This is a genomic window from Pseudoalteromonas mucoides (assembly GCF_049257175.1).
GTDB lineage: Bacteria > Pseudomonadota > Gammaproteobacteria > Enterobacterales > Alteromonadaceae > Pseudoalteromonas.
This window is the reverse complement of sequence record NZ_JBMMUC010000008.1, coordinates 38,004-49,119: the sequence shown is the minus strand read 5'-3', so window position 1 is coordinate 49,119 and position 11,116 is coordinate 38,004. Positions and strand designations below refer to the sequence as shown.

Below are 11,116 nucleotides of genomic sequence, written 5' to 3'. Positions count from 1 at the left end.
ATCTAATAATTTAGGAATGCTATGATTAATCGTTCTTTTACAAAACTAGTTAGGTTATTAAAAAATAAAAACTTTCAGCTAGATCCAAATGTTGACAGTTTCTATTTAATTCAGCTTTCACTTTCAAAAATTTTAGAGTTATTAAGAGGAATCATAAAGTTACGTAAGGTTGTTTTTTTAGGGAAGGCTGTCGTTGTGTACTCTAACAGACAATTAGTTGTAGGTAAAAGTGTAATGATTGGTGCCTATTCTTTAGTCAATTGCACAGGTGAAAATGGAATAAAAATTGGTAGTTCTTCTTCCATTGGCCGATTTTCATCATTGAGTGTCAGTGGTTCAATATCTGATTTAGGGAAAGGGATTATTATAGGTAATAATGTAGGTATTGGTGATTTTGCACACATTGGAGGAGCCGGTGGTGTAGAGATAGGTAGTGATACAATTGTGGGTCATAATTTTAGTGTTCATCCTGAGAACCATAACATATCGGATCTTGATAAACCTATTCGCCTTCAAGGTGTTAATCGCAAAGGAATTGTAGTAGGAAGAAATTGCTGGATAGGGGCTAAAGTTACTTTGCTTGATGGTTGTAGTATTGGTGAAGGTTGTGTTGTTGCTGCCGGATCTGTTGTTCGTGGTAATTATCCTGATAACGTAATTATTGCCGGGGTGCCTGCGAAAATTATTAAAACTAGATCTTAAGCGAAGAATATATTAACTCTTAACCTTTAAAGGTGTTAATTCACAGTGGACGTTTTTATAGTGAAATTCATGAAGCAGAAAAATAGGTATGTTTAATAATAAGCAGGGTCACTCCTTGGAAAGGGTTTTAGGTAATTTTATACTATTGATTTTGTTATTACCTCAGTTGCCAGTAATATTTCAGCGTAGTGAATTACATATTAATATTTTTGCACTGTCTCTTTCAATATTAGCTTTGTTATTATACAGAACAAAAATAGAAAAAAAATCATATATAATTCCACTTCTTTACTTTATTTCAATGCAATTATTTTTGTTCTTTAGTAGTTGGTTTGGAACTGAAGGTTTTAGTAGTTTTGGAGAGATTCCTAGCTATTTTAGGCCAACAATGCTGCTTATTATTACGTTAGGTTTTTTATCAATGATAAAAGACCTGAATAGCTTATTTGCTAATTTAGTGCGTGTTGCAAAAATAATAACTGTTGCGATTTTTATATATAGTATCTGCGAAGTTTTTTTCTTTAGTTTATTTTCGAAAGTTATGTTTGTTTTTTATCGATTGGAAGATAAATCTAACATAGACGGTGTTGCAGTTAGTTTTTTTACTTTGCCTTACTACTCTGCTTACATAATGTGCACTCTTTTTCCGTTACTTTTATCTAACTATGAAAAAAATAAAGGTTATTCGTACCTATATTGTTTAATGTTAATCGCATCTGTATTTCTAACCCAATCAAAAATGGGGGTGTTCTTATTGATTGGAATAGTGTTTTTATATTGGTTTATATCAGTTAGTTTAAAGAAAAAGATATTTGTACTTATCTTTTTTAGCGTTTTCTTAGTTGCTCTGCTTTTATCTTTAAAAGCGTTTGTAGCTTATTTAAATGAAACCGTTGGTGGCAATTTTGCACGCACGCTTCATTTAATGTTATCGAATACGGATCAAGCGCATAATTTACTAGAAAGGCTTGATGATATTGTTGAAACTTATCAGGCTATTAGCCAACACAATTACCTAGTTGGCATAGGGTTGGGTAAGGGTGAAACAATAGAGATTTGGATCGCAATGGTAATGTATCGTTATGGTCTTATAGGTCTATTGTTTTTTATAGTTTTTTTCTTAATAGTGGGTTTTAAAACTATGTTTATGGCTATGAGAAAAGGCTTTTACAGTTTTGAAGAGCGATCACTATTTAAGTTTGTATGTATTTGGGCTTTAACAATATATATATCGCAATTAAGCGGACTCATGTTAGAAATGTCTAAAGGTGGAGTATTGTCATGCTTAATGTTCGCCGTAGCGTCCAAATGTATGATTAATAATGGTCAAACAAAAGTAGAGGGTTTTAAACATGCCTAAAAATGAATTGTATTTTATTCATCTTTTTAATGATTACAGTGGCAGCCCTAGAGTGTTGAGAGATGCTATTGACTGCGAACAGGAAAATGGCAATCAAAAATACTTATTCACTAGTGAGCATAAAGGGTTTTTAACGGGTGTTATGTGCAACGTAAAAACAGTACCTTATAAGCGTTCGACGAATAAGTTTGCAGTATTATGTTATTTTATGTTTGCTCAACTCTATACTTTTTTTGTACTTTCGTATTATTTAATTAAAGCAAAGGTTAACAACAGACAGACTCAAGTTGTTATTAACACTATTTTACCGTTTGGCGCAGGTTTAGCGGGTAAGCTGTTCGCAGGCAAAGTTGTTTGGTATGTGCATGAAGTTGCTATAGATCCCAGACCGTTAGATATATTATTAAAAGCTGTTCTACGTTTTGCTGCGGATGAAGCCTTGTTTGTAACGCAATATTTGCAATCTAAATATGCATTTTTAAGCTGTAAAAAAACAGTTATCTTTAACGGCTTACGAGGAGACTTTCCTAAAAACATTAAAATAGACCCTAACCAAAAATTTGATAATAAAACAGTTTTATTTGTAGGCTCTCTAAAAAGTTATAAAGGTATCCATAGTTTTTTGAGGTTGGCAGAGACGTTACCTGAGTTAAAATTTGTGGCAGCTTTAAATTGCACAAGCGATGAATTAACCCTATTAAAAGTAATACCAAAAAACTTAGAAATTCATATTAGGCCAAGTAATTTAGAAAAGCTTTATATGGATGCAATGTTACTTGTAAACCTATCTATACCCACACAGTGGGTTGAAACTTTCGGCTTAACAATAATTGAAGGTTTCAGCTTTGGCTGCCCTGCTATTATACCGCCGGTGGGCGGACCAACAGAATTCACAGATGAAAGTAATGCAGTACAAATCGATAGTCGTAGTTTTGAGCAGCTAGTAACCTGTGTTGAAAATATCAGTACTGATTACAATATATGGTTCAATATGTTTAAAAGTGCAAATAGTGTGGCTCAGGGGTTTACGACAGAGCAATTTCAACGTAGAGTTTCGCCCTATTTTTCTATCGAGAAACTAAGGACGTCTTCATGATCTCAGTTATTGGTACAGTTGGAGTGCCAGCATGCTATGGTGGCTTTGAGTCCTTAGTAGAGAACTTACTTCCTTCTAAAAAGATTGATTTAATTTATTGTACTCGCAAAGTCTATAAACATGAGCAAAAGGAATACAAAGGTAGTTGCCTAAAATATTGGTCGCTAGATGCGAATGGTGTGCAAAGTATTCCTTATGATGTGCTGTCTGTATTTCATTCACTTTTTTTTACAAAAAATGATTTATTGGTTCTTGGAGTATCAGGTGCAATCGCAATCCCATTTTTTAAGCTCTTTTCAAAAAGAAAAGTAGTCACAAATATAGATGGACTTGAGTGGAAGCGAGCAAAATGGGGCAAGGTTGCTAAATGGTTTCTAAAGTTTTCAGAAAAAATTGCTGTAAAATTTTCTGATACGGTGATAGCTGATAACGCTGCTATTGCAGAACATGTGTTAACTGCATATAACACTCAGGCTGAAGTTATTGCTTATGGAGGAGATCATGCGGTGAGAGGGGGGTTACCCTCAAGTAAAGAAAATTATTCATTAGCACTTTGTAGAATAGAGCCAGAAAATAATATAAAAATGATATTAGATGCATACAGCAATGCACCTGATCAGCATTTAAAATTTATTGGTAACTGGAATAACAGTGAGTTTGGTAAGGTGCTTAAAAGTGAGTATGGGTCTTACAATAATATAGAGTTAATTGACCCTATTTATGATTTAGATGAATTATTTAAACTACGCAGCAAAGCTGCTAGATATATCCATGGTCATTCTGCCGGAGGAACAAACCCATCACTGGTTGAAATGATGTTTTTTGACTTGCCTATCTATTGTTTTGACTGTAATTACAACCGTGCTTCTACGCAAAACTCAGCAATATACTTTGCTAGCAGTGAGCATTTAATACAACATTTAAGTGCTGCTAATAATGAAGATTTTACAATCGCTAAAAGCATGAAAAATATAGCTACCAAACGTTATACATGGTCGATAGTTAAGCAGCAATATGAGAGTTTATTCGATGACTAAAGGAATTATCCTCGCCGGAGGAAGTGGCACACGCTTATACCCACTGACAAAAGTAGTAAGTAAACAGTTGATGCCTGTGTATGACAAGCCAATGATTTACTACCCGATAGCCACATTAATGAATGCGGGTATTAAAGATATTTTAGTTATAACCACACCGGTAGAGCAAAGCAAGTTTCAAGAGCTGCTAGGCGATGGTAAAGACTGGGGTATCAACATTGAATACGTTGCTCAACCGTCACCTGATGGCTTGGCGCAAGCTTTTTTACTAGGTGAAGAGTTTATTGGTGGTGATAATGTGGCGCTAGTGCTTGGCGACAATTTGTTTTATGGCCACGATTTAGTTAAGTCGCTAAAAAGTGCTGCGGCACGTGAGCAAGGCGGCACTGTTTTTGGTTACCATGTTGCAAATCCAACGGCCTATGGTGTTGTTGAGTTTGATGTAAATGGTAAAGCCATTTCAGTTGAAGAAAAACCAACTCAGCCTAAATCTAATTATGCGGTACCTGGCCTATACTTTTTTGATAATAAAGTGGTTGAATACGCCAAAGCTGTTAAGCCTTCACCGCGTGGTGAACTTGAAATTACCGATGTGATAGAGCGATACCTAGAAGCTGGCACATTGAATGTTGAAATAATGGGACGAGGCACAGCTTGGTTGGACACTGGTACGCACGATAGTCTATTACAAGCTGCGCAGTTTATCGAAACCATTGAAAAGCGCCAAGGGCTTAAAGTTAATTGCCCAGAAGAAGTAGCGTACCGCATGGGGTATATCAACGAGCAACAACTGCGCGATTTAGCTCAGCCACTGCGTAAAAGTGGTTATGGCGAGTACTTGTTAAGTTTGCTTACTCATAAGGTGTTTTCATGAAGGTAATTGATACAACCATTGCAGATGTGAAAATTATTGAGCCTGCGGTGTTTGGTGATGAGCGTGGTTTTTTTATGGAAACCTTTCGTGATGATTGGTTTCGTGAACACGTTGCTGATGTGACCTTTGTGCAAGATAACCACAGTAAATCTGGCCAGGGTATATTACGCGGACTGCATTATCAAACCCAGCAAACACAAGGCAAGCTTGTACGTGTTACAGCCGGCGAAGTTTACGATGTTGCGGTTGATATGCGTAAAGATAGCGTAACCTTTGGTCAGCACGTAGGTGTGTTACTCAGTGGCGACAATAAACGTCAATTATGGGTGCCAGCAGGGTTTGCTCATGGTTTTTATGTAACCAGCGAAAGCGCAGAGTTTGTATATAAGTGTACAGATTATTATGCGCCGCAGTTTGAGCAAAGCGTATTGTGGAATGACCCAACATTGAATATTCAATGGCCGCTTGTTGATGGGAAAGCACCGTTATTATCAGCGAAAGATGAAGCTGGTTTACTACAGATCGATGCCCCCGCTTTTTAAGAGAATAAGATAATGACTAAAACAATATTTGTAACCGGCGGCGCGGGCTTTATTGGCTCAGCCTTAGTGCGTTTTTTAATTAATGAAACAGCGCATACCGTGGTTAACTTTGATAAGTTAACTTACGCAGGCAACCTTGAGTCTTTGCGCTCGGTTGAAGATTCAGACCGTTATCATTTTGTGCAAGGTGATATTTGCGACCGCGATACAGTATCAGCAGTATTTGCAAAGTATCAACCAGATTTTGTTATGCACTTAGCCGCAGAAAGTCATGTTGACCGTTCGATTGATGGCCCAGGTGAGTTTATTCAAACAAATATTGTAGGTACATACGAGCTGTTAGAGGCAGCGCGTAGCTACTATGTAACGCTTGCTGATGATAAAAAAGCCGGATTTCGTTTTCATCATATTTCGACTGATGAAGTATATGGTGACTTGGGCGAAACAGGTTTGTTCACTGAGGAAACCTCCTACGAGCCAAGCTCGCCTTACTCAGCGTCAAAAGCAGCATCAGACCACCTAGTACGTGCATGGCATCGTACCTATCAGTTACCTGTTGTGTTAACTAACTGCTCGAACAATTATGGCCCTTATCATTTCCCAGAAAAGTTAATCCCACTTATTATTTTAAATGCGCTGGAAGGTAAGCAACTTCCTGTGTATGGCGATGGTAAACAAGTTCGCGACTGGTTATTTGTAGAAGACCACGCACGTGCGCTTTATAAAGTGGTGAGTGAAGGCAAGCTTGGTGATACTTACAATATTGGTGGCTTTAACGAAAAACAAAATATTGAAGTTGTTACCACCATTTGTAATCACTTAAATGACTTAATTAAAGATAAGCCAGCTAACTTAACCGACTTTAACGAGCTGATTACATTTGTGGCAGACCGCCCAGGGCACGATGTACGTTATGCAATAGATGCCAGTAAAATCAATAAAGAATTAGGCTGGCACCCAGAAGAGACCTTTGAGTCAGGGATTTTAAAAACCATTCAATGGTATTTAGATAACCAAGCATGGTGTAAAAACGTGCAAGATGGCAGCTACCAACGTGAACGCTTAGGCAGTCATTAATATGAATGTATTAATCATTGGTAAAAATGGTCAGGTAGCGTGGGAATTACAGCAAACCTGCCCAAACCATATTACAGCACATGCTTACGGACGTAATGAAATAAACATTACGGACCCACAAAGTATTGAACACGTTATTGCACAGTTGAACCCTGCTGTGATTATTAACGCTTCAGCCTATACGGCAGTAGATAAAGCAGAGTCTGAGCAAGACGAAGCGTATTTAATTAATGCAACCGCGGTAGAGTATTTAGCTAAAGCGGCTACAAAGCACGGTATACGCTTATTGCATATATCAACAGACTTTGTGTTTGACGGTACAAACAACACCCCCTATAAAGTTGATGACCAAACTAACCCAATCAATGTGTACGGGGCGTCTAAATTAGCGGGTGAGTTGGCAATTAAAGCACATTGTGCAACTAACTCAGCGATAGTTAGAACGTCGTGGGTGTACTCTAGCCATGGTAATAACTTTGTTAAAACCATGCTGCGCTTAATGGCTGAAAAAGACGAGCTTAACGTAGTCAGTGACCAAATAGGTTGCCCAACCAATGCAAATGGGCTTGCAAAGTATTTATGGCAGTTAGCTGAGCAAGAGACACTTGAGCCAATCTATCACTACAGTGATTTAGGGGTGGCAAGTTGGTATGACTTTGCAGTGGGTATTCAGGATAGTGCATTAGAGCAAGGGTTGCTTGATAAGAAAATCCCAATCAAACCAATAGCAAGTTCAGCTTACCCTACGCCTGCTATTCGTCCTGTATATAGCTTGATGCAGCAAAGTGCGTGTGAATTAAAGTTTCATTGGCGGGCTGGGTTAAAAAAGCTATTCAGCAGCTCTCTTACATAAATATTTAGTTTAATAAACTCCATTAACCATTAAAACTTTTAATGGGGTTTTATATAGACAGTGACCTAATTAAATGCGTATAATCTCGACTCTCAAATTGCAGGTGTAAGCAATCGAAGTTAGAGAAGTCAGTATTTTAGGGATTGATATGGATAGTTGGTACTTATTATTTTGTAAACCTCGTCAGGAAGCACGAGCGAAAATTAATTTACAAAACCAAGGGATTGAGGCTTTTTTTCCTCTATTAAAAACCGAAAAACTCGTTAAAGGTCGTCGTACCGTTAAGGAGTCTGCGTTATTCCCAAACTATTTATTCGTTCGTTTAAATTCACAAAACTGTAACTTTTCTGCGGTAAAAAATACCCGTGGCATCAGTGGTTTTGTGTCGTATGGTGCGTCATATCAAATAGTACCTGAGCAGTTGATCAGCGAATTACAAAACTTTGAACCAAATTTAAATACCAACGACCTGCCAAATGCGGGTGATTTGGTGTACCTAAATAACGGTTCATTCAAAGATGTACAAGCAATATTTAAAGAGCCAGACGGCGACATGCGCAGTATATTACTAATTAATCTACTAAACCAAAAAACAGAAATAACAGTAGATAATAAAGATATAAGAAAGGTAGGTTAAAGGCGAAAGTGATATATTCACAAAGAGGTTAAGAGGCGCTGCGCTTAAGAGGTCAAGGTAAGGAACTAGGTTCTAGAAAAGAGACTAGGAGCTAGGGAAGTAAAATATATTTTTTCTTCTCATTTACCCTTATTGTTTACTCTTTGTGCAAAGGTAATTTTCGTAGGAGCAGGCTTTAGCCGCTAAAGTGTTAAGTGATATATTCAGAAAGAGGTTAAGAGACGCTGCGTTTAAGAGGTCAAGGTAAGGAACTAGGTTCTAGAAAAGAGACTAGGAGCTAGGGAAGTAAAATATATTTTTTCTTCTCATCTACCCTCATTGTTTACTCTTTGTGCACAGGTGATTTTCGTAGGAGCAGGCTTTAGCCACTAAAGTGTTAAGTGATATATTTACAAAGAGATTAAGAGACGCTGCGCTTCAGAGATGCACAGGAAGGCGTTAGAGAAGTAACATATTTATTTGTCTTCTCATTTTCTCTCATTCACTTCTCTTTGTGCAAAATTGGTGTTTTGTAAGGTATGGATTTTGGCCTTTAATCTTGCACCTTAAAACTTAAAGTTAATCAGTACGTAGGAACTGCAACCTAGGGGCGGAAGCGTGCCCGAAGAAGGGCTAGGCAAGCAAATAGTTTTGCTTTCAAATGATGGCTACGGGCTACGGGCTACGGGCTACGTTAGGATAGCTCAATAGCATAAACATCATAATCATCCGAAGGATTGGCAATGAGATATGAAAATTTAGAAGTATGGAAAAGGTCATTTAAACTAAGTTTATCAATATATAAAACATTTGAGTCTTTACGCGATTACGGTTTAAGAGATCAAATGCGACGATGTGCCGTCTCAGTCCCAAGTAATATCGCAGAGGGGATGGAAAGAGACTTTGAAAAAGAAAAAGCCCGCTTTTTAGGTATTGCTAAAGGCTCGATTGGTGAATTAAAAACACAGGTCATGATTTCATTTGAATTAGGTTATATACGTTATGAGCAATCTAAATTTATACTTGAAGAGTGTGAAATAATTGGAAATATGCTTGGCAAGTTAATAAAAACCATTAAAAATGCTTGATAAGCACGAAGCACGAAGCACGAAGCACGAAGCACGAAGCACGAAGCACGAAGCACGAAGCACGAAGCACGAAGCACGAAGCACGAAGCACGAAGCACGAAGCACGAAGCACGAAGCACGAAGCACGAACCTTTTAACTAAATTTACAAAAAGATTACTCGCTTGCCTGTTTACTGAGCAACCAACCTTGCAGAGTTAACAGAGCCATGCTTTAATTAGCCAGCGAAAATATAACAGCACATATCAATAACTAAGCTGAAAGTTTTAGAATTTTATAATATTTGGGAATATACAATGGCGCTAAGCTGTAAAACACTTGTGGCATCACTTACCTTGCTCACAATGACAGGTTGTACAATCATCCCCGGTAGCCATTTCGAAGGAATCGAATCGGGTGAACAAACAAAAAACCTTGAGCAAGACCTTGAAAAGGTCAATATCCAAATAATTGACTCCTCGTTGATTTATCAACAAAAACAAACCGCTAAAAAAGCTAAGCCACCTTCAAGCCTTGACGGCATTGATACCAGCGATTATCAATACAAACTAGGTGTGGGCGACGTACTTACCATTGGTGTATGGGATCACCCAGAGCTAACTATACCCGCTGCTGTACAACGAACTGCTGAGTTTGATGGTTTTCGCGTGCAAGCCGACGGCACTATTACTTATGCCTATGCACCCAAAATTCAAGCTGCTGGTAAAACCGTACAAGAGGTTCATACAGAACTTGTAAAACGCCTAAGCCGAGTGATAGAAGACCCACAAGTTGATGTTAAAATTGTGGGCTTTAGAAGCCAAAAAGCCTATGTAACGGGCGAAGTAACAAAACCAGGTGTTTACCCTGTTACTGAAATACCACTTACTTTAATTGATGCATTAAACCAAGCTGGCGGTTTAACTGAAGCAGCCGATTGGCGCACGGTTACCTTTACCCGTGGCGATAAAACAGAAGTCATCAAGCTTGATGATTTTTATGCACACGGTGATATCTCACAAAACCGTTTATTACAACATGGCGACATAGTGCACGTTAGCCGTAATGACCTACAAAACGTATTTGTATTAGGTGATGTAAAACGTGCAGGTTCTGTTGGTATTAACCGTTACGGTTTAAACCTCGCTGAAGCATTAAGTAACTCAGGTGGCTTAAATGAAAACACCGCCGATGCTAATGGAGTGTTTGTATTACGTAAACGCGACTTACAGCGCGATGGCGTAATAGCTGATGTATATCAATTGCACGCTAAAAATGTTGCAGCACTTGTACTAGCCGAGCAGTTTGAATTACAACCGCATGATATTGTGTATGTAACCACTGCACCGCTAGCGCGTTGGAACCGTGTGATAAGTTTATTACTACCGTCTATCGCAACAGTTGACTCTATCGACGACCTAGCAGCAACTAACTAAGGGAATAAGATGTTTGATTCTATCTTAGTGGTGTGTGCGGGTAATATTTGCCGCAGCCCAACCGCAGAGTATGTACTGAAAAGTAAGCTTGAAGGTAAAAATATTGTAGTTTCATCGGCAGGGTTAACCGCACTTGAAGGCAAATCAGCCGATGCTACCGCAAAACAAATAGCTGCCCCTTATGGTATAAATATGGATGCGCACCAAGGTAGGCAATTAAGCTCAAGCTTGGTAGCGAAAAATAGCGTAATACTAGTGATGGAACAACGCCATTTAACTGATTTGTGCAGCCGCTACCCTGAAGCCCGTGGCAAAACTTTTTTACTTGGCAAATGGTTAGGTGATAAAGAAATCCCCGATCCATACAAGCAAAGCCTTGAAGCATTTGAACACGTATATGAATTAATCGACAGCGCGTGTAGCGCTTGGCAAAAGTATTTATAAGGATAGGCTAGTTA

The 11,116-nt window shown here is 38.3% G+C and carries 12 protein-coding genes; all 12 read left to right on the top strand.

What is annotated here, in order from left to right:
• The first annotated feature begins 21 nt into the window (after positions 1-21).
• The 12 genes from AAEU30_RS10425 to AAEU30_RS10370 all read left to right on the top strand — a co-directional run bounded on the left by AAEU30_RS10425 (position 22) and on the right by AAEU30_RS10370 (position 11,102).
• Positions 22-702: an acyltransferase gene (locus AAEU30_RS10425; protein ID WP_421960454.1), complete on the top strand. Its 681-nt coding sequence runs from the start codon at positions 22-24 to the stop codon at positions 700-702.
• Between the two features lie 88 nt (positions 703-790).
• Entirely contained in the window at positions 791-2,062 is a 1,272-nt protein-coding gene (locus AAEU30_RS10420) for a hypothetical protein (protein ID WP_421960453.1), read from the top strand.
• Positions 2,055-3,158 (top strand): glycosyltransferase, encoded by a 1,104-nt coding sequence (locus AAEU30_RS10415; protein WP_421960452.1) that lies wholly within the window; start codon positions 2,055-2,057, stop codon positions 3,156-3,158. The genes AAEU30_RS10420 and AAEU30_RS10415 overlap by 8 nt, the downstream gene beginning before the upstream one ends.
• A complete protein-coding gene (locus tag AAEU30_RS10410; protein WP_421960451.1) occupies positions 3,155-4,195 on the top strand; it encodes a DUF1972 domain-containing protein in 1,041 nt (346 codons plus the stop codon). The genes AAEU30_RS10415 and AAEU30_RS10410 overlap by 4 nt, the downstream gene beginning before the upstream one ends.
• On the top strand, positions 4,188-5,069 hold the full coding sequence (gene rfbA, locus AAEU30_RS10405) for a glucose-1-phosphate thymidylyltransferase RfbA (protein ID WP_421960450.1): 882 nt from the start codon (positions 4,188-4,190) through the stop codon (positions 5,067-5,069). The genes AAEU30_RS10410 and rfbA overlap by 8 nt, the downstream gene beginning before the upstream one ends.
• Positions 5,066-5,611, top strand: coding sequence for a dTDP-4-dehydrorhamnose 3,5-epimerase (gene rfbC / locus AAEU30_RS10400; RefSeq protein WP_421960449.1), 546 nt, complete (start codon positions 5,066-5,068; stop codon positions 5,609-5,611). Before rfbA ends, rfbC begins: the two co-directional genes overlap by 4 nt.
• Positions 5,612-5,623: 12 nt before the next feature.
• A complete protein-coding gene (rfbB, locus tag AAEU30_RS10395) occupies positions 5,624-6,688 on the top strand; it encodes a dTDP-glucose 4,6-dehydratase (protein ID WP_421960448.1) in 1,065 nt (354 codons plus the stop codon).
• 1 nt (position 6,689) lies between these two features.
• On the top strand, positions 6,690-7,541 hold the full coding sequence (rfbD, locus tag AAEU30_RS10390) for a dTDP-4-dehydrorhamnose reductase (protein WP_421960447.1): 852 nt from the start codon (positions 6,690-6,692) through the stop codon (positions 7,539-7,541).
• A gap of 148 nt (positions 7,542-7,689) precedes the next feature.
• Positions 7,690-8,178, top strand: coding sequence for a transcription/translation regulatory transformer protein RfaH (gene rfaH / locus AAEU30_RS10385; RefSeq protein ID WP_421960446.1), 489 nt, complete (start codon positions 7,690-7,692; stop codon positions 8,176-8,178).
• A 722-nt stretch (positions 8,179-8,900) separates the two neighbouring features.
• Positions 8,901-9,245, top strand: coding sequence for a four helix bundle protein (locus AAEU30_RS10380; RefSeq protein ID WP_290211342.1), 345 nt, complete (start codon positions 8,901-8,903; stop codon positions 9,243-9,245).
• Between the two features lie 294 nt (positions 9,246-9,539).
• The gene (locus tag AAEU30_RS10375; RefSeq protein ID WP_421960445.1) at positions 9,540-10,658 is read left to right on the top strand and encodes a polysaccharide export protein; all 1,119 of its coding nucleotides are present in this window, start codon (positions 9,540-9,542) and stop codon (positions 10,656-10,658) included.
• A 9-nt stretch (positions 10,659-10,667) separates the two neighbouring features.
• Complete coding sequence (locus tag AAEU30_RS10370) at positions 10,668-11,102, top strand: low molecular weight protein-tyrosine-phosphatase (protein WP_421960444.1); 435 nt, start codon at positions 10,668-10,670, stop codon at positions 11,100-11,102.
• Positions 11,103-11,116: the final 14 nt, after the last annotated feature.